Origin of the sequence: Fodinicola acaciae, from assembly GCF_010993745.1 — a bacterium.
Classification (GTDB): domain Bacteria; phylum Actinomycetota; class Actinomycetes; order Mycobacteriales; family HKI-0501; genus Fodinicola; species Fodinicola acaciae.
Genome location: NZ_WOTN01000004.1, coordinates 898557 through 917739, shown reverse-complemented (window position 1 = coordinate 917739; position 19183 = coordinate 898557). Strand labels below are relative to the sequence as shown.

The window sequence follows — 19183 nt, the reverse complement described above, 5'->3', positions numbered from 1 at the left end:
AGACTCAGCCGCCGGTGGAGAAGCGGCGGACCAGTTCGGTACGGGAGCGGATCGCGAGCTTTCGATAGACCGACCCCAGGTGCGTCTCGACTGTACGCACGCTCACGAACAGCTCGGCCGCGATCTCCCGGTTGGAGTGTCCTGATGCCACGAGTTCCACGATCCGTTGCTCGGCGCGCGTGAGTCCGCTTCGGCCGCGCACCGGTTCGATGCGGTCCAGCTCAGCGCTGGCCATCTCGGCGAACGGGGCCGCGCCGAGCCGCTGGAACACCTCCAGCGCGGCCCGCAGCGACTGCCGTGCCTGTGGTTTCGCCCGCCGGCGGCGTTGCACCTGGCCGAGCGCGAGCAGGCTGCGGCCGAGCTCGAGCGGCAGCTCGGACCGCTCGTGTGCGCGTACGGCCCGTTCGAGCTGGTCGAGCGCGGTCGCCAGGTCGCCGTCGGCGGCGCTCACCAGGCCGGCGATCCGCAGGCCGACACCGAGGATCGTCGGCCGGTCGGTACGTCCGCCGAGGCTGAGCTGTTCGGTGGCCAGCTCGGTGGCCTCGGCGAGCCGGCCGGTCATGACCAGCGCCTGGCCGAGGTCGCCTTCCAGCCGCTGCCGCCGTCCCGGTTCGTGGATCCCCTCGCCGCGGGCCAGCCGCAGAGCCGTGCCGAGCAGGTCGACGGCCTCCTCGGCGTCGCCGTCCAGCAGCGCCGCCGCGCCGAGCACCTGGCGATAGACGATCGCCTTGACGCTGGCGATGCCGTCGCCTTCGTTGCTCAGCTGCTCGGCGATCAGTGCTCGACCGGCGGCGATGTCGCCGGTCAGTACGAGCAACAGGCCGCGCGCACCATAGAGCACAGCCGCTTTCGCGATGCCTGGCTCACCGTGCGCGAAGCCGCGATCGGCCGCGGCCAGACCTTCGGCATAGCGACCGGCCCAGCACTCGGCCAGCGCCAGATGGCCGTACGTCGGCGACAGGGCCCACTCCTCGCCGAGGTCGCGAGCCTCCACCAGCACCTCCCGCAGCGCCGCGGCGCAGGCGACCGGCTGGTCCACCGACTTCAGCCAGATACGCCTGGCATAGGCGGCCCGCATGGTGAGCGGCACGCTCGGCAGCCGGCGTTCGGCGCGTACGGCCCGGTCCAGCAGGTCCCACTGGATGCCGTCGCCGGCGTCCAGCCTGGCCAGCGCCAGATACAGCAGGGCCGTCGACAGCACGCGCGGATCGGGTTCCTCACCGAGCTCGTCGAACAGCGCGAGCGCGCGCTCGGCCAGCTCCGTACGGTCGCCGCCGCGGCCGTCACCGACGTCGGAGGCCATCGCCAACGCGGTCGCCAGCATGTAGGGATCGTCGTCGGAGTTGTCGATCTCCGTGCGGACGATCCGCGCGGCCGCCGGCACGCCGTGGACCCAGTACGTCGTCTCGACCAGCATCGGCAGCGCGCGGCGACGGATCGCCGGCGGCGGATCGCTTCGATAGACGGCGACCAGGTGGTCGTTGGCGCGCCGCGTGTTGCCGATGGCGAAGAGCAGCTCGGCGGCCTCGACCTGCCGCTCCGCACGCTTTGGATCCCGCGGCGGCGTATGCGTGACAGCCAGCTCCGCCAGCTCGGCCGCCGCCGACGTCGCGCCTCGCAGCTTCGCCGACCGTACGCCGGCGTCCAGTGCCGCGACGAGCTCCGGACCGCTGTTGTTCGCGGCGAGTACGAGGTGGCGCGCGTGCTGCTCGGGGTCGACAACCACGGTGGCGAGCCGCCGATGCAGCGCGACCCGCGCTCCTGGCAGCAGCGAGTCGAGCGCCGCGGAGCCGAGCAGCGGATGCGCCGGCCGCAGCCGGCCGCCTGACTCGGTCACGACACCGGCCTCGATCGCCTCGTCGATGGCCTTGCCGGCGTCGCAGCCGGCCAGCTCCTCCAACGCTCTGACGGCGAGGTCGGTGGTCGGCTGCGACAAAGCCGAGACCGCCAACAGCGCTTCGCGCGCGGCGATGCTCAGCGAAGCCAGCCGGCTGGCGACCACCGCCGACAGCGACTCCGGCACCGGCAGCTCACCGTCGACCGGTCCGCCGCGCGCCAGCGCGGCGGCCACCTCCAGCGACCAGAACGGATTGCCGGCCGTACGCTCCACCAACGCCAGCAACACGTTGCGCGGCAACGGATCGCCGAGCCGCGCGGTGAGCAGCCGGTCGATCACCGGCGTCGCCAGCGGCTCCAGCCGGATCGTCTCGCGAGCCTCGGCCGCCACGGCCGAGAACAGCAGGCCGGTCCGGTCGGCACCGGTGTCCTTCCACGCGGTGGCACCGCCAGGCAGACGCGCGGCGGCCAGCAGGCGTACGCACTCGGTGCCGGAACGGCGGATCGCGAAGGCCAGGGCCTCGATCGTCACGCGGTCGACCCACTGCAGGTCATCGACCGCGATGAGTACGCGCCCGCTGCCACAAAGCAGGCGCAGCGCGCCAAGCACCGCCACCGACACCTCGCGCTGGCCGATCGGCGTCGCACCTGGGGCGCGGCGCAGCAACGCGATCTCCAGCGGCTCGCGTTGCGGCTCCGGCAACCGCGGCAGGATCTGGTCGGCGACGTTCTCGAAGAGGTCGGTCAGGCCGGCGTACGACAGAGCCGTCTCGGCTTCGCTGCCGGTCGCCGCGAGCACCGTGTGGCCGGTGCGGTGAGCCTCCGCCACACCGGCCGACCAGACCGCGGACTTGCCGATGCCGGCCTCGCCTTCCAGCAGCACGGCACGCGGCGAGTCGCTGTCGAAGAGCCGGTCGACCGTGGCCAGCTCACGGTCGCGACCCCAGGGACCGTGTGTGTCCCTGGAGTGCTGCGCGGCTGTCTCGGCGTCCACGCAGACATCGTGTCAGCAGACAACGACCTCTGGCACGATCGCGGCCGTACGGTGAATGTGCTGGTCAAGGCCACCAAAGGCGGGGTTTGGCTGGGTGTGGCTGGCCGGAAATTCCACCCCATGGTGCAGCGGCCCGGACCCATCTGCGCAGGTGGATTCAGGAAAGCACGCGCAGGCTGTAGAAACCGGGGTAGCCGAGCAGTGACTGACCGGGGTTGACGTTGGTGTCGGGGTCCCCGGCGCAGTTGGGGTTGCCGTACAGATAGACGGTCGCGTCGGTGTTGTTGTAGGTGTCGATGTCGCCCTGCGGGAAGTCCTTGCCGAGTTCGTAGCAGTCGGCGGCCGGGTTGGTCTTCTGGAAGAGCACCACGCCGTGCTGCTTGATCGTCAGCGTGCCGGTGGCCGCCGACGCCGGCATCGCGACCGCGAGCCCGCAGGCGGCCACCGCGACGACAGCGGCCGCGCGGACCGCGACGCTTCGCAAAATCCTCATGGGAACTCCGCTCCTGCCAGGGTTTACAACGTGCGTAAATGCTGACTGAGCGGAGATGTGACGGTCAAGGCCATCGACTGACCGCAAGGGTCCACATACGCGCATGGCCTCGAGCCCGGCCCGACGAGCAGTCACACCAGCATTACTCGCCTCAGCAGTCACACCCACCACAGAGGCTGGCGGTCACGCAGGCGCGAAAGCCTTGTTTCGTGCATCTAACGCCAGTAACTCGACATTCATCTCGTCGATAAACCTCACAAGACAGACATTTAGCGTTACACGCGCCCGTGGATCCCATCTAGTGGACCCTTTCACCTACCGGGACGCCACGACACCCTTCCGCGCCCGGTCCGCGCAGCCGATGACTGGAAGGACATCACCCGGTCGCTGCGTTGCCCGACGATGACCCGGATGGGCAGCTCTCGGAGCATGGCAGGCCAGCCGGATCCTCACTTTGCCAGCCGTCGGGTGTCCAGTGGCGCGGAACCAAGCCACCAACCCAGAGGTTGGAACTCAAGTCGAGCGCACGCATGGTGGCCATGCGGCCGAACGGGTCAGGCGTGCGAGCGCTCGTACTGGTCGCGGATCTCCGGCAGCATCTCGCGGCCGATGCGCAGCGCGGTGTCGCGGTCGAACAGCCAGCGGCCGTCCCGGGTGATCACCGAGCCGCGGCAGTAGACGGCCCAGAGGCCGTGACCGCGCGCGGAGATGACTACCGTCTGGATGTCCGCCGCCGGGTGGTCGGCCGGAAGAGCGTGCAGCGTGAACTGCGTGGCTTCGGCCAACAGCGCCAGATCATCCTGCACGTACGTGGTCATGACGGTGTTCTCCTGCACAACGGTGAGACGGGCCCCGACCACGGACGCACGCAGTCGCGGTCTGGTCGGGACGGCATGCCGGAAGCGGATGAGCGCCTCGCGGATGCGGAAACGACTGGGTCCGGATGCGGACCCGCGGCCACCACCGATGGCGATGACCGACGGTGGTGCACGTCACGATTGTATCCCGTCGACCGGTGCACATGCACGCGGTTATCCATCTCACCTATTTGTCCGAGCCTGCGGTGATACGCCGGATAAAACCGCGCTATCGTACGAATGCCCGCGATCTGGACACCGGGCACAGCTCCGGCGGCCGGGTGAACCACGCCATCACCCGGCCGCCGGTTGCGTCCGCAGACCGGCGAGGGCCGGCGCCAGCCTGGCCAGATCGGCCACCAGCTCGGCAGCGGCCTCGGCCATCGCGGCATGCGGCACCAGATGGCCGTCGCCATCGACGACCTCGCGCAGCCGGACGGTGACGGCACTGCTCACCGGCACCATGCCGAGCGCCAGCAGCACCGGCTTGATCATGTGTACGGCGCGCATGCCGCCGGAGCTCATGCCATAGCCGACGAAGCCGACCGGCTTGTCCCGCCACTCGTCATAGAGAAAGTCCAGCGCGTTCTTCAGCGGCGCCGTGAAGCCGCCGTTGTATTCCGGCATGACGAAGACGATCGCGTCCGCGTCGGCGACGATCACGCTCCACCGTCTCGTATGTTCGTGCGCGTAGATGCCGGTCGCCGCGTGCTCCGGCTCGTCGAGCATCGGCAGGTCGATCTCGGCCAGGTCGGCGACGGTCACGTCGAAGGCGGTCGCCGCGTACGAGGCGAACCAGCTGGCGATCCGCGGACCGACACGGCCGGGTCGCGTACTGGCGATCACCACCAGCAGCCGGTACGGAGTGTTTGTTGACATGTCACCAACTTAGCATGACTTGGTGACACGTCAACAAAATGGATAGGCTCGCCGGATGACCGACGTACGGTGGCTGACCGGCCAGGAGCAACGAGCCTGGCGTGGATATCGGCGCATGCGCGCGCTGCTCGACCTGCAGATCTCTCGCGACCTGGCCAAGGACGGACTGTCCGACGCCGACTACGACGTGCTGTCGACGCTGTCCGAGACCGAGCAGCGGCGGATGCGGATCACCGAGCTGGCCAGCCGGATGCGCTGGTCGACCAGCCGCCTGTCGCACCACATCTCGCGGATGCAGCAACGTGGCCTGGTCGTACGAGAGGAGAGCGCTTCAGACGGACGCGGAGCGGTCGCGGTGTTGACCGACGACGGCTGGACGACCGTCGAGGCGGCGGCGCGCGGTCACGTACGGTCCGTTCGCGAGCACTTCATCGACCTGCTGACCGCCGAGGAGCTGCGGACGCTGACCGCGGTCACCGAGAAGATCATCGACCGGCTGTCCCCATCTCGAGACGCCAAAATGTGATTTTCCCGACTTGATCGACCCGACACAGCAATGACTCCGGAGGGCAGCCGCGCACCTCCGGAGTCATCAACGCTTGTTGGCAAACGCTAACGGCGAGGATCCATGGGCCTGAGAGGGTGACCCACCCTTCGCCTGCCGACCGAGGTCAGCGAGCGTAAAACTCAACCACCAGCTGCTCGTCGCAGATCACCGGGACCTGCGCACGGGTCGGCTCGGCGACCAGCTGGACCTTCAGGTTCTTCAGATCGGTGGACAGATAGCCAGGCGTGTTGGCCGCGGCCCAGGTTCCTTCCGAGGCGGCCACGAACGGCGCCTTGGACTTGCTCCGGTCGATGACGCCGACGACGTCACCGAGCTGGACCTGGTACGACGGGCGGTCGACACGCTTGCCGTTCACCGTGATGTGCCGGTGTACGACCATCTGCCGGGCCTGGTAGATCGTGCGGGCCAGACCGGACCGCATGACCACCGCGTCGAGCCGACGCTCGAGGCTGGCCACCAGGTTTTCACCCGTCTTGCCGGGACGCCGGCGGGCCTCGGCGAACGCGCGCTCGAGCTGCGCCTCACCGATGTTGTACTGGTGGCGCAGACGCTGCTTCTCGCGCAACCGGATGCCGTAGTCCGACGGGTTGCGGCGAGCGCGGCCGTGCACGCCCGGTGGGTAGGGCCGGGCCTCGAAGTAGCGGACGCACTTGGGCGTCAGCGGGATCCCGAGGGCTCGGCTCAGTCGCGCCTTGGGGCGGGACCGGTTCACAACTTCCTCCTCATCAATTAGGTTTGCCTAACCTAAGCGTTTAGGAGGTGGACATGGAGGCCGTGACTGGTCCCAGCGCGGCAGAGCGCGCGAGGACACTGGCTGCTGGCGTCGTCAACGGGGTGCTCTTTCTCCCCCGCGTCGACGACGGCGCGAGCGGTGAGGCCGCGAGGCGGCGCCACACCACGACGTTCCGGGTCCAACACCTGACCGATCCGGCTGGCCAGATGCTCCTCCTGGTAGAAGATGGTACGGCCTTGCATTCCGAACTGGAGAATCAGCTCCGGGTTCCGGCCATGGCCGACGTACCGGGCGTGCTCGACGTGCTGGACGTACCGCCTGGCCAGCTGTGTCTTCCGCGCGCGCGGCTGTGTGTCGTCGGATGGACCGAACCGCTTGGCATTCAACAGCAACGCGCGCTCGCCGACTCGGCTGCCTGCGCGCGTCCGGTTGGTGCGCTGCTCGACGTGGGACGCGGCTGGACGATCTATCGCTTCGACGTGGCTGAGATCAGGATCACCACGGCGGCCGGCACCGAGCTGGTCAGCGCCGCCGACTTCGCGGGCGCGGCGGCCGATCCGCTCTACGAAGGCGAGGACGAGATCGTCGAGCACCTGGAGACCTATCATCGCGACCGGCTGATCGCGTACGCCATCCGCGAGCTGCCGACGACCGCCGCGCGCGACCTGCACGAGGTGTCGATCGCGGGCCTGGACCGCTATGGGTTGGACCTGCTCTGCGGGGTCGGTGCCGGCCACCATCGGCTGCGCGCGGGCTTCCACGGAGCGGTCACCGACCCCGACGGCCTGGCGCGTCAGCTCTGCCTGTTGCTCGGCTGTCCGTGCGGCACCGCCGCGCCGCTTGAGCACCACCGGCGGTCGCTGTGATCACGGAGGTGTCGTCACTGGAGGAACAGCTCGTTGACGCGGCCGTACGCGTCCACGCGGCGCACCTGTGGCTGGAGATCGCCACCGACACCGAGGCGGCCGAGGCCTGCCGCGAGCTGCACGCGGCCGAGCAGGCGTACATCGACCTACGCCTGGCGCTCTCCTAGGGGTCTGTTTCGAAGTCCCACGTGGATGAGAGTCGAGATCCAAACATCGCCTGCCGGTGCCGGACGTCGGCCGGTGCCGGCAGGCGGCGTTTGGGCTTGGCTATCGCCGCTCGGATGCCAGGAGGCGGCTGGCGATCCAATGCAGTTGTGCGGTCGCGTGCTCGATCGGCAGCGTCGGCTGCACCAGGTGGCTCAGCGTCAGCCGTACGAGCGCGTCGACCGCCTTCTCGAGCTGACCGTCCGGCAGCGGCACCTCGAACTCGCGGCGCAGCTGGCCGAGCACCGCGTCGACCGCGCGCGCCAGCACCGGCTGCGGCCGGGTCGTCAGCATCGGCAGCAGGTCGTTGGCTTCGCCGTGTACGGACGCCAGGATCGCCTTGAGCAGCGGGTCGTCGGCGGCCGTGCGCAGCGTGTAGTCGGCGGCGGCGGTGAAGGCGGCCAGCACGTCGCCGTGGTGCGCGGCGAGCTGCTCGGCGACACCGGCCAGGAAGACGTCGGTCCGCTGGATGATCAGCGCCTCGGCCAGCGCCGGCTTGCCGCCGAGCTCGTTGTAGACGCTCTGCCGGCTCACGCCCGCGCGCGCTGCGACCTGGCCCATGGTGACGCCGTCCCAGCCGCGGTCGCAGGTCAGCTCCGCGGCGGCCGTCAGCAACCGCTCCCGCAGGTCCGTCACCAGGACATTTTAGCTGCCGGCTTAGATAGACGAATGACCGTTGTGGACGTCGCCAAGCAGTTGCCGGAGATCGCCGCATTGCGCGACCACTGCCGTGCGCTCACCATGCTCGACATCATCATCAACCGAGCCGAGTATCACTACTCGTTCCGGCCGGCCTGGGGTCCGGACCACCAGCTCGCCGAGCTGGACAGCGGCTGCGGCGACGGGTGGTCGATCGTCTTCGGTCCGGACGGCGCGTTCATCCGCGGCTTCGACCACGAGTCCAAGATGAGCCCGTACGTTTTCGGCGCACCGACGATCCGGCCGGGTCTCATCGACGGCCTGCCCGACGAGTTTCGGCATTACGTGATGGGAAACGTCTTCCGGATCGACCGCCGGTTCGCGGCGACCGTCTGCCTGTGGCGGCGCCGCGACGACGACCGCTGGCGGCACGGCAATCCGGAGATCCCGGACGGCCTCGACCCGGACGGTTCGGGTTGGATGTTCGAATATCTGGTCGACCGCGATCCGGCGAAATACGCGCGTACGGCCAGCACCGTGCACGCGCTCGAGGTGTCGGCGGAGGCGGTCGGCCAGGTGTACGCGTCGACGCCGCTGACCGACGAGATCATCCAGGCGATCAACCCGGACGAGAGCGTGGACACTGTGCGCGCGGCCGCCGAGCGGATCGGCTATCCCATCTAGAGGGCCAAAACCCGCGCGAGCGCCTGCTCCACGGACACGCCGTCGGTGTCCGAGCGCCACGCGACGACACGGTCAGGACGTACGAGCAACGCGCCGTCCGCCGGCAGTCCTGTCGCCGCCTGCCATTGCGCGCTCTCGACGCGTACGACCGGCACCGGCAGGTCGGTGTCCATGCCGCCAACCAACGCGAATCCGTCACCGACGGCGTCCAAAGTGGACAGTCGGCTTTCGTTGTCGAGCCAGAGATGCGGCATCCGCGTGCCGGCGCGGCCAGTCAGCTCCAGCCGGTCCATCGGCGCCGGCGGCCGGCCGTCAGCCACCACCGCGTCGCTCTCATACTGGAATCCGACGTAAAGCGCGAGCGGATGGACGAAATCCGGTTTCGTGTTGTCCCAGGCAGTGCTGTCCTTCAGTCCACCGGTGCGCAGGCTCGACTGCTCCGCGGCCAGATAGCCGGCCGGACGCCGCTCGGCATGATAACTGTCCAGCAGGCCGGGGCCGGCCTTTCCGGTCAGCACGTACGCGAGCTTCCAGCAGAGGTTGTCGGCGTCCTGGATGCCTGTGTTGGCACCGAGAGCCGCGTACGGTGTCATGACGTGAGCGGCGTCGCCGGCGAGGAAGACGCGGCCGTCGGAAAACCGGTCGGCCACCCGCATCGCCGGTTCCCACGCCATTTCGCTGAGGATCTCGACGTCCAGGTCGGGTGCGCCGATGCTCTTGGCGATCAGCCGCTGCCACTCCTGGGGCGAGTGCTTTTCGTCGCCGGTGTAGAAAATCCACCGGTCGGCGCCGTCGACGGAGGCGAAAGCACCGGACAGCCAGTCGTTGGTGACCTCGCAGATGTTGAACTCGCGGCCTGTGACGACCTCGCGCAGGTCGGCGCGGAAATACACATTGACCGCGTTGCCGAGACCGCCACGACCCGATCGCCGGATGCCGAGCGCCTCCCTGCTCGGCGAACGCGCGCCATCGGCGGCGATCAGGTATGCCGCGCGTACGGAAGAACCATCGCGCAACTCCACGTCGACGCCGTCGGCGTCCTGCCGAAATCCCACCACCTCGGTGTCGAAGCGGATGTCCGCACCGCGTTCCTCGGCGAGTTTTCGCAACACGGGCTCCAAAAGATCCTGCGAGCACAGCACCGACGAGCACGGCGTGGCGGCGAACATCGCGGACAGGTCACCAGGCGGGATCGCCGGCAGCTGCTCGGAGTCGACGATCGTCGGACCTGAGCGCATGCCCTGGAAAAAGGCCAGCCCTTCGGCCGCCTTCGCGACCTCTGCCTCCAGGCCGATCCGCCGGAAGACCTCCATCGACCGGAAGTTGATCCGGCGCGCCTTCGGTTGCGGCGAGGTGTCCGAGCGCTTCTCCACCAGCAGTGTCTCGACTCCGTGGTGCCGAAGGATCAACGCGGCGGTGAGGCCGACCAGGCCGCCGCCGACGATCATGACGCGTTCCATCCGTCTCCTTTCGTGTACGACGTACACGCGATGTACAACGTACACGCACGCGTACGATGTACACAAGGAGGCGCCCGTGACCGACGAGCCGATCTGGGACCGGCCCGAGCCGGCCGGCGGCGGACCGACGCTGAGCCGCGCGCACATCGTGCGTACGGCGGTGGCGATCGCCGACGCGGAAGGCACCGAGGCGCTGACGATGCGCCGGATCGCGTCCGAGCTGGGATCGTCGACGCCGATGTCGCTCTATCGCTACGTCGGCAACAAGGACGGTCTGGTCGACCTGGTGCTGGACGACATCTATGGCCGGATCCAGTTGCCGGCGAAACGACCCGGCGACTGGCGGGCGACGCTGCGTACGCTCGCGAAGGCCAGTTTCGCGGTGATGCTTGAGCATCCGTGGTTCGCCGCGCTGTCACACACCAGGCCGCCCTTTGGTCCGAACGCACTGCGGCGGATCGACTTCGGCCTGAGCGCGTTCGCCGGACTCGAGCTGCCGCCGGGGACCGCGATGAGCTATTTCTCGTTGGTCGACGGCCTGTGCCTGGGGACCGCGCTGCAGATCGGCGAGGAGCTGAAGATGCGGCGCCGGATCGGCGTCACCGACGAGGACCAGCTGCGCCAGCTCGCCGGTCCGATGCGCGAGCGGTCACTGGCTCGCGGGTCGTTTCCGCACTACGCGGCCTGGATGGCGGCCGGTGCGGAGTGGGACAGCCGGGTCGACTTCGACTTCATGCTGGACTGCCTGCTGGACGGCCTGGCGGCTCGCCTGCCGACGTAGTGTCCGGATTTGGCCGGTTGTTGCCACTGTGACGGGCGGCTCCCGACACGGCCCTACCTTTCGATCGGACTCGCTCTCACCAACGAGCAGCGAACCATCGGTAAAACGGAGGGGAGGTGTCGAGATGGCGTACGTCGTGATCATCGAAGACGTACGAATCGCGCGAGCGGTCGCGGACTGCCTGCGCTCCGGCCTGCGAGCCATCGCAGACCCGACGCCGGTCGTCGTGCCAGCCGTGCGCGGCGCGGAATTTCTTCGCCAGGCGGCCGAAAACGGCGGGCTGGGCGGGATGACCCTGATCGCGTTGGACGACGAGGAGCTGCACGGACTCAGCGCTCGTGCGTACGTCGCGGTCAGGCCGGACGGCGTCGGTCGTCCGGCCGGCCGCTATGGCGGCGAGGTCGTGACCGTCGCCGCCACGGTCGCCGAGGACCTGGTGGAGGTCGTCGTGGCGCAGGCGGCTGCCGGCCGGACCGTGACGCCGGCAGCGCGACACAGTCAGCGGTCGGTGTCGACGGCGGGAACCCTGCTGTCACGGATCGGTGCGGTGTGGGAACAGCGAAATACCCGGCGCGTCGGCATGGTGGTGCTGGCTGGCGCGCTCGGATTCGTCGGCTGGATGGCGACCGAGGCCGCGCATCCGCAGCAGGCTCAAGCGGCCGAGATCGGCGCCCATCACGACAGCGACGATTTCTCCGCACTCGGGTCGAGCGGCGGGCCGTACGGCCTGCCGGACATCGGTCGGATCACCGAGCGGCTCGGTCTTCCAGCGGCGCACGGCAAGTCTCCCGGACACACGAGTCTGGCCAACAAGAAGCACCACAAGTCGGCGAACCAGCCAAGGAAAGGAATCCGCGCCGACTATCGCGACGGACGGTGGAATCCATCCGTCGTCGACGAGCGGCCGGCAATTCCGAGCCCGACGGATGTTCCGTCCGTCACGGCGGCTCCCGCGCGGTCGTACGATCTGCCGCCGCTGCCGGCGAATTCGTTGTGTGCCAATGCGCAGCGCTGCTCCGGGCACGAGTGGTATGACACGCCGGCCGGTCCGCAGCACTCCGATCCGGCGCCTTCGAAACCGGGAACAGGCTCCAGGAAACAGGAGCCGTCCGTGGTCCCGCCAGCTCCTGCCGCTCCGTCAGGCGGCAAGGGAAAGGGGCTGCTGAGCCGGATCGGTGAGGCCGCGCTCGATCTGGGTGACGCGGAGGTGCAGGGTTTCTCCGAGTTCTACGGCTATGTCTCGTCGCTCAAGGGTCTCGAGCGTGACAAGGCGGGACCTGGGGAGCTTCCGAAGAAGGCACTCAAATCGCTGCTGCCGGAGCACTTCAAGATCGCCATCGGCATCCTCGGCGCCGAGTTTCGTGGGTTCCTGCGTGCCGACAAGGACACCAACGGATTCACGAAGCCGTTCGATCCGGACAACTCCACGTATCGGCAGGAAAGCAAGGATCGAGCGTGGGGACAGCCGTCGCTGAAACCCGCCAATCCGTATGACGAGCCGGATCCGAGCTATATCGACGATCTGAACAACCGGCTGACCCCGGCGCCGGAGCCGGCTCCACCAGCGGCTCCGGAGCCAGCTACGCCGCCGGCCGCGGACAACAAGCCGATTTCCCAGCCGGACAGCCCGTCCGGCGACTCGACATCGGTCACGCCGCCGTCGGCCACGTTGACGCCACCGTCGGCGCAGTTGAGCCCGTATCCGATGGCGCCGCCACCGGAGAACTCACCACCCACCAACGGTGGTGGCAGCAGCGACGGCTGGGCCGACGCTCCTGGTGGGCCGACCGACGCGTCGCCGAGTCCTGGCGAGCAGGGTCCGGGCACGGCACCGCCGTCGGCCGACGCGCCGTCTCCGCCAGCGGATGACAGCGTGTTGCTCTGATCCAGTCCAACGAGCCCCTGCGACCCACGCAGGGGCTCGTTGCCTGTTCAGCGCGGGCTGACGGTGAAGCGGCGGTTGGCCAGCGAGGGGTTCTTGGCGCGTACGGCCTCGACCCGGTCGACGTGCACGTCGCCGAAGGTGATGCCGGCGGCCTCACCGAGTGCGGACACCGCGATGCCCATCGGGTCGATCAGCGCGCTGTTGCCACAGCACCGGGGCGGCGTCTGGCCGCAGGCCGCGACATAGACGGTGTTTTCGATGGCCCGCGCGCGTACGAGCGTGTCCCAGTGCGCTTCCTTCCGCGGACCGGCGGCCCAGGCGGCCGGCAGCGCGACGACCTGCGCGCCGGCGTCGACGACCTGCCGGAATGCCTCCGGGAAGCGTACGTCATAGCAGGTCAGCGCACCGACGACCAGGTCGTCGACCGGGAAGGTCAGCGGGTCGCCGTGCTCGCCTGGCCGTACCCGCTCGGACTCCAGATAGCCGAAGGCGTCATAGAGGTGCAGCTTGCGATAGGTGCCGAGCAACGAGCCGTCGGCGCCGAGCGCGACCAGCGTGTTGTAGACGCGGTCCTCGCCTGGCACGGTCTCGGATCCGCCGTACAGCACCGAAATCCTGTGCCGACGCGCCAGGTCGGCGACGGCCTGCGCGAACGGACCGTCGACCGGCTCGGCGGCGGCCACGAACTGGTCGTCGGGCTGTGCCATGAAAAACATCGCCACCTCGGGGAAGATCACCAGTCGCGCACCACCGTCCGCGGCGGCCGCCACGTACTCGCCGATGACCTTGAGATTGGCCTCTTTGTCGGCCTCGGCGGAAAACTGCGCAAGTGCGAGTCGCATCGATCGTCCCTTCAGACCAGAGAAGCGGCTTCAGTAGATGATGCCTGACCGCCGACCGAAAGCGGGCGGTCCGGCCGTACGAAGATCCAGCACACCGCGCCGAGCACACCTGAGCTGCCGAGCACGATCAGCGCGAGCGTCCAGTTGGCGCCGAGCGCGACCATCGCGGCGGTGAACAGTGGTCCGAGCGCGGAGGTGAGATTTCCCCAGAAGTTGGCCCATCCGCTCACCGTCGCGGCGTACTTTCCGGACAGGTCCTGACAGGCCGACCAGACCTGCACCTGCACGACGCCGACCCCGCCGAGGCTGACCATCAGCAACGCGATCATCGTCCACGGGTTTGGCGTGAGCGCGGCGAGAATGAGAAACACCGCGCTGACCAGGAATCCGCCGATCGCCAGCGGTACGCGCGCCTTGAGCACCGAGCCGGTGTGCCGCAGGATGCGGTCGGTGACGGCAGCCGTCACGAACACCATCACCAGCATCGCGACCCACGGCAGCGACGCGCCGAATCCCATTTCCTTCAACGAGAATCCGCGGTCCTGCACCAGGTAGGTCGGCAGCCAGGTGACGAAGAAACCCTGGATGAGGATGAGAAATCCGTACTGCAGGCCGACGGCCCAGAACTGGCCGGAGCTGACGAACGTCCGCCAGTTGGTCCTCACCTCGGTCTCGGCCGGCTGGCCGTTCTCGATGTGCGCGGCCTCCCGCTCGCCGACCAGCGGATGGTCACGCGGCCGGTCGCGCATCAGCAGCCACCACGCGCCGGCGATGACGAAACCGACGACCGCGTACAGATAGAACGACCATTCCCAGCCGAACTGGGAAATCAGCCACACGGTGAGCGGGGTGCCGACGATCGGACCGAGATACAGGCCGGCGAGCAGCAGCGAGTTTCCGCGCGATCTCTCTGAAGTCGGAAACCAGCGGCGCAACGCGAGCACGGAGGTCGGCCAGTCGGCGGCCTGGCCGACGCCGAGCAGCGCGCGGATCGCGGTGAAACCGAGGAAATTGCCGCCGAACGGGGTGAGAAGGGTGAACAGCGACCACCAGACCGACGCGCCGGTCAGCGTCTTACGCGGTCCGATCTTCTGCGCCAGCAGGCCTCCGGGCACCTGGAAGAGCGCGTACGTCCAGAAAAACGACGTGAGGATGACCGACATCTCGGCCAGTGAGAAGCCGAACTTCTCCTGGATGACCGGCGCCGACACGGTCATGTTGGTGCGGTCCAGGCTCATCACGAAGGTGAGCGGCAGCAGCAGAGAGCCCATCAGGACCCAGCGCACCCGGCCGGTCATGACGCGAGGTTCTTCTCGAACAACGCCAACGCACCGGAGTGCTCGGCGAGGCTGGCACCGGCATCGATCTTGCTCTTCAATGCCGGCTCGGCGGCCTCTTTTTCGGCCAGCAGCGCGGCAATCCGGTCGGCGTCGGCGGGGTCGATGATGGCGATCCCGTCCGAGTCACCGAAAACCACGTCGCCTGGCCGTACGGTCACGCCGCCGACGGTCACCGGCACGTTGATCGCGCCTTCGATGCCGAGCAGTCGTGTCGTGTGGGACGCGATGCCGCGCGAGAAGACCGGAAGGCCGAGCCCGACGATCTCGTCGTAGTCGTTGATCGCTCCGTCGACGACAGCGCCGGCCGCTCCGCGCGCGTGCGCCGTGTAGGACACCATGCCGCCGAAACAGGAGCGCGTGTGGTCGCCGGACTGGTCGATGACGAGCACGTCGCCAGGCTGCAGGTGGTCGAGCGCGACGTGGACGGCGGTCGAGTCCATGTGCGGGATGCGCACGGTCACCGCCGGTCCAGCGAACTTGCACGGCCGGGTGACCGGTGTGAGTCCGCGGGGAAAGCCGAAGTCGGTCAGGTGGCCGAGCGTCGACGTGCAGACCTTGCTGAGCGCCTTGACGGTCTGCGGCGAGAGAGCCGGTGGATGCGGGTCGATCCGGAACATTCGGGAGACCTCCTCATATCCTGAATATATTTAGTTTGGCCGTGCTGGTCCCCCGGTGATGATCTTGCCGGACTAGCGCAGGCGGTCAGAGCCGTGCAGCCGCAACTGGCGGCGATATGACTCGTGGACGTGCTCGCGCGCCGCGGCGGCCGCGCCGTCCTTGTCGTGCCGACGGATCGCGTCGACGATCGAGCGGTGGTCGGCGTCCGTGCCGCTCATGCCGAGCCGGTCGTGCGCCACGAACCAGAGCCGCAGCGAGCCGCAGTTGAGCGACCGTACGGCCTCGGCGAGATAGCGGTTGTGGGACGCACGCGCGACCGCGTAGTGCAGCTCGTGGTCGAGCTCGACGGCCTCGTACACCTGGTTGTGTGCGATGCGGTCGACGTAGTTGCGCAAGATGTCGTCGAGCTCGTCCAGCTCACGGTCGCTGGCCCGCTCGGCGGCGGCGGAGGTGGTGTGCTCCTCCAGGATCAGCCGCGCCTCGTAGAGCCTGGCCAGGTCGCCGGCCCCGATGGTGCGGACGTACGGTGTGCGGCGCGCCGGCCAGACCACGAACTGCTCCAGCGCCAACCGCTTCAGCGCCTCGCGCACCGGCGTACGGCCGAGCTCGAAGCGGCGCATCAGCTCACTCTCGTCCAGCGAGGTCTCGGCATCGATCGCCCCGGTGACGATCTCCCGACGCAGCCGCGCATACGCCTCGTCGGCCTTTGTCACCGCCACCCGACCCTCCGGATATCTCGAATATATTTGACTGCACCGTACGGAGCGCCTTCACATCCGTCAACCCACTCCGGCGCGAAACTGTCGTACCCCTGCCGTTATGTTTCCCCCACCCATTCCGGGCGGGGGGTGGGTCGAGAGGTTGCAAGCATAGAAGTTGATCTTGATCTGGCGTCATGGAGCGCTAAATGCGGCTTTCGTCGGGTTGGCTGATGCACGCAAGGACCCCTTGCGTGCGTCCAACGCACGCATGGACCCCTTGCGTGCATGCCCGCGTGTGACTGATGTGGCTAGGGATGTCAGAGGGACGAGAGAGTCGCATGAGGCGGCATCCAAGATCAACTTCCTATGTAGGTAAGTTTCCAACGCGAACCCACCCCCCACCCGATTTGGGTGGGGGCCAAAATTGCCATGGGGGTACGACAGTTTCGGGGTGTAGCGGGTAAACGGGGCTACATCATGCGGCGGAAGTCGAGCATGGCTTCGCGGAGGTCGACTGGGCCGGATGGTTGGAGCGACGGGGGTGAGTACGGCGAGGCCTGCGTCGGTACGGCTGGCGGGGCGGGCAGGGTCGGTGCGGACATGGTCGGCGGCGACAGCGACGAGGGTGGGGGCTGCGGAGCGGACCGGCGGCGTTCGGCGGAGCGGCGGCCGGCCGGACGCGTGGTGACCGGTTCCCAGACCAGGTCGTCGGCGGTCAGGACGGTCAGGTCGACGCCGGTCGCGGTCGCTCGCTGCTGGAAGGCGTCCATCAGGTCGGCGGTCGGCTCGCCGATCAGCACCAGCGCGTCGATGCCGGCGGCCGCGGCCCAGTCGACCAGCGCGACGGACTGGTCGGTCAGCAGCACCAGGGCATAGAGCGAGTTGCCGTGCCAGCCGATGCCGTCCACACGCTGCCAGTGGCCGGCCGAGCCGACCTGCGGCATCAGCGTCACGTACGCACCTTCGGCGGCGAGCGTGACCGCGGCGGCGATCAGCGTCGGCATCGGTTGTACGCACAGCCGGCGCAGCAGCTCGTGGCAGTGGTGGTGGATGACCAGGTCGCCGCTGTCGGTGAGCCGGTAGGCGGCGCGCCGGCCGCACTGGTCGCAGCTCGCCACCGGCCCCAACGCCTCCAGCGGACGCTGGCTCGCCACGCCGCAGCCGCCGCACTCGACCTGCGCCGACCACTCGACCAGCCCCTCGGCGGCCAGCGCCGCCAGCGCGCGGGACACGGCCGGCAGCTGGCGCTCGGTGAGGCCGACGGCGGCGGCCAGGCTGGACAACCGGATCGGCAGATGCCGCGCCTCACCCGCGGCCGCCAGCGCGGCCAGCAACGTGTGGAAACCAGGCTGCCGCAACAGCGTCCTGTCACCGCACGCGTCGATCAGCCGCTCGGCCAGCCGGCCGGTGTCACTGCGCTCGCAGGCCAGGCCGCGCGCGGCCAGTGCCGCGTCAAGGATCCTGGTCGGCTCCGGGAGATCGACGGTGACGACGTGTGACGCGGCGAGTACGGCCGGCAGCGCGAGGCCGTCGTCGGTCCAACGCGCCTGCGGATGGAACAGCTCGGCGACCGCCGGCCGGCGCGGCGCCGACAGCTGCGACGAGCGTACGACCAGCGCGATGTCACCGTGACCGACCGCGGCCGGATGCACCGGCTGGATCGGCAGCACGTGCGCGACCAGCTTGCCGGCCGACGAGGTGGTCGCCGCCGGCACCGGCACGCTCGACGGCGTGCTCCGCTTCCACAGCGACCAGCCGGCCGACTCGTCGATCGGCCGCGCGCCGAGCATCCGGCCGAGCGTGTGCACGTCGTCCTGGCTCATCCGCGGCGCCAGTACGAGACAGCCGGGGTCGTGCGGCGTGGTCGCCGCGACCCGTGACCGGATCGAATCGATGATCTCGCGGCTGGTCAGCGTGGGGATGTCGGCGATCAGCACGACCCCGGCGCAGCCGCCGCGGCCACGCAGCGCGCGTACGTTCCAGAAGCCGATCACGTCGGACAGGTCGGCGTCGTCCGGAGCGGCCCACACCAGGCCGATCGTGCCGACCCGGCCACGGCCGCTCGCGGCCGCCTGGTCGGCGCCGACGGCGACCGCGGTCTGGCCGGCGATCTGCGCTCTGGCCAGCGCCGCCGAGTCGGTGGCCTCGCGTACGACGGCGCCGTATGCGCGCCACACCTGCACGGCCGCCGGTCCGTCCACCGTCCCGGCGCCGGCGGCGTCGATGAACCGGCCGCTGGCCGGCAGCACCACCTGCGCGTCGTTCAACCCCGGCGGCGCGCTGCGGCCGTCGGCGGTCAGGCCACCGTCCGGCGCGCCGGGATCCGGCTTGCGTACCGGCCATGGCAGGTCAGGCATGCTCCAGCCGGCGCCACGCAGGTCGAGCACGGCATCGACCCCCACCGCGCGAGCCACCGACAACGCGCCCGGGTCGACCGCGCCACTTGGTCCGACCGGCATCAGCGGCCAACCGACGCCACCCCAGCTCATCGAGGCGATGGCGATCGCGCGACCGAGGTCGTCCGGGTCACCGGCACGGATCATCAGCGCATAGCGCCACGGCCGTACGGCGACACGCACGGTCGGATCAGTGACGGTCAGCGACTCAGCCGCTACGGTCGGTGGCGACGTTGGCCATGCGGCAGCGCGATGGCGGCTCATTGCACATCAACCCGCCGCTGGACCGGCACGTCCCAACCGATGTGGCTCGCCACGCTGACCGCGACCTCCCACCACCGCACCAGGCGATCCCGCTCCTTTGCCGGACCCGGATGTTGACGGTGGCGTCCCGAGCGTACGCGGGC

General features: G+C 69.0%; 18 protein-coding genes. 6 read left to right on the top strand and 12 right to left on the bottom strand.

Annotated elements, in window-relative coordinates:
• Window positions 1-4: 4 nt before the first annotated feature.
• From GNX95_RS39810 to GNX95_RS39795, 4 genes are all read right to left on the bottom strand, one after another.
• Complete coding sequence (locus GNX95_RS39810) at window positions 5-2830, bottom strand: ATP-binding protein (protein WP_163513148.1); 2826 nt, start codon at window positions 2828-2830, stop codon at window positions 5-7.
• Window positions 2831-2987: 157 nt separating this feature from the next.
• Window positions 2988-3323 (bottom strand): hypothetical protein, encoded by a 336-nt coding sequence (locus GNX95_RS39805; RefSeq protein ID WP_163513146.1) that lies wholly within the window; start codon window positions 3321-3323, stop codon window positions 2988-2990.
• Between the two features lie 554 nt (window positions 3324-3877).
• Window positions 3878-4141: a hypothetical protein gene (locus tag GNX95_RS39800; protein ID WP_163513144.1), complete on the bottom strand. Its 264-nt coding sequence runs from the start codon at window positions 4139-4141 to the stop codon at window positions 3878-3880.
• A 333-nt stretch (window positions 4142-4474) separates the two neighbouring features.
• On the bottom strand, window positions 4475-5059 hold the full coding sequence (locus GNX95_RS39795; protein ID WP_163513142.1) for an NADPH-dependent FMN reductase: 585 nt from the start codon (window positions 5057-5059) through the stop codon (window positions 4475-4477).
• A gap of 55 nt (window positions 5060-5114) precedes the next feature.
• Between GNX95_RS39795 and GNX95_RS39790 the strand changes: the two genes are divergently transcribed.
• Window positions 5115-5585 carry a MarR family winged helix-turn-helix transcriptional regulator gene (locus GNX95_RS39790; protein ID WP_163513140.1) on the top strand — a complete coding sequence of 157 codons (471 nt, stop codon included), beginning with the start codon at window positions 5115-5117 and terminating at the stop codon, window positions 5583-5585.
• A 145-nt stretch (window positions 5586-5730) separates the two neighbouring features.
• Here the strand turns inward: GNX95_RS39790 and rpsD are convergent, their stop codons facing one another.
• Window positions 5731-6339, bottom strand: coding sequence for a 30S ribosomal protein S4 (rpsD, locus tag GNX95_RS39785; protein ID WP_163513130.1), 609 nt, complete (start codon window positions 6337-6339; stop codon window positions 5731-5733).
• A 53-nt stretch (window positions 6340-6392) separates the two neighbouring features.
• Here rpsD and GNX95_RS39780 point away from each other — a divergent pair, with 53 nt between their 5' ends.
• The gene (locus GNX95_RS39780) at window positions 6393-7226 is read left to right on the top strand and encodes a DUF2470 domain-containing protein (RefSeq protein ID WP_163513126.1); all 834 of its coding nucleotides are present in this window, start codon (window positions 6393-6395) and stop codon (window positions 7224-7226) included.
• Entirely contained in the window at window positions 7223-7393 is a 171-nt protein-coding gene (locus GNX95_RS39775) for a hypothetical protein (protein ID WP_163513124.1), read from the top strand. Before GNX95_RS39780 ends, GNX95_RS39775 begins: the two co-directional genes overlap by 4 nt.
• Before the next feature lie 100 nt (window positions 7394-7493).
• Here the strand turns inward: GNX95_RS39775 and GNX95_RS39770 are convergent, their stop codons facing one another.
• On the bottom strand, window positions 7494-8066 hold the full coding sequence (locus tag GNX95_RS39770) for a TetR/AcrR family transcriptional regulator (protein WP_222854292.1): 573 nt from the start codon (window positions 8064-8066) through the stop codon (window positions 7494-7496).
• A gap of 33 nt (window positions 8067-8099) precedes the next feature.
• Between GNX95_RS39770 and GNX95_RS39765 the strand changes: the two genes are divergently transcribed.
• The gene (locus GNX95_RS39765; RefSeq protein WP_163513122.1) at window positions 8100-8753 is read left to right on the top strand and encodes a hypothetical protein; all 654 of its coding nucleotides are present in this window, start codon (window positions 8100-8102) and stop codon (window positions 8751-8753) included.
• Here GNX95_RS39765 and GNX95_RS39760 read toward each other — a convergent pair.
• Window positions 8750-10213 carry an FAD-dependent monooxygenase gene (locus GNX95_RS39760; RefSeq protein WP_163513121.1) on the bottom strand — a complete coding sequence of 488 codons (1464 nt, stop codon included), beginning with the start codon at window positions 10211-10213 and terminating at the stop codon, window positions 8750-8752. The two genes, GNX95_RS39765 and GNX95_RS39760, sit on opposite strands and share 4 nt — an antisense overlap.
• Window positions 10214-10289: 76 nt before the next feature.
• Between GNX95_RS39760 and GNX95_RS39755 the strand changes: the two genes are divergently transcribed.
• Both GNX95_RS39755 and GNX95_RS39750 read left to right on the top strand, forming a co-directional pair.
• Entirely contained in the window at window positions 10290-10994 is a 705-nt protein-coding gene (locus tag GNX95_RS39755) for a TetR/AcrR family transcriptional regulator (protein ID WP_163513119.1), read from the top strand.
• 124 nt (window positions 10995-11118) lie between these two features.
• Window positions 11119-12879, top strand: a complete 1761-nt coding sequence (locus GNX95_RS39750) for a hypothetical protein (RefSeq protein ID WP_163513117.1) — start codon at window positions 11119-11121, stop codon at window positions 12877-12879.
• 47 nt (window positions 12880-12926) lie between these two features.
• Here GNX95_RS39750 and GNX95_RS39745 read toward each other — a convergent pair whose 3' ends face one another.
• The 5 genes from GNX95_RS39745 to GNX95_RS39725 all read right to left on the bottom strand — a co-directional run bounded on the left by GNX95_RS39745 (window position 12927) and on the right by GNX95_RS39725 (window position 18959).
• Window positions 12927-13721, bottom strand: a complete 795-nt coding sequence (locus GNX95_RS39745) for a carbon-nitrogen hydrolase family protein (protein WP_163513115.1) — start codon at window positions 13719-13721, stop codon at window positions 12927-12929.
• 11 nt (window positions 13722-13732) lie between these two features.
• Window positions 13733-15019: an MFS transporter gene (locus tag GNX95_RS39740; RefSeq protein ID WP_163513113.1), complete on the bottom strand. Its 1287-nt coding sequence runs from the start codon at window positions 15017-15019 to the stop codon at window positions 13733-13735.
• A complete protein-coding gene (locus GNX95_RS39735) occupies window positions 15016-15678 on the bottom strand; it encodes an RraA family protein (protein WP_163513111.1) in 663 nt (220 codons plus the stop codon). The genes GNX95_RS39740 and GNX95_RS39735 overlap by 4 nt, the downstream gene beginning before the upstream one ends.
• Window positions 15679-15750: 72 nt before the next feature.
• The gene (locus tag GNX95_RS39730) at window positions 15751-16398 is read right to left on the bottom strand and encodes a GntR family transcriptional regulator (RefSeq protein ID WP_163513109.1); all 648 of its coding nucleotides are present in this window, start codon (window positions 16396-16398) and stop codon (window positions 15751-15753) included.
• Between the two features lie 452 nt (window positions 16399-16850).
• Entirely contained in the window at window positions 16851-18959 is a 2109-nt protein-coding gene (locus GNX95_RS39725) for a hypothetical protein (RefSeq protein WP_163513107.1), read from the bottom strand.
• Between the last annotated feature and the right edge of the window lie 224 nt (window positions 18960-19183).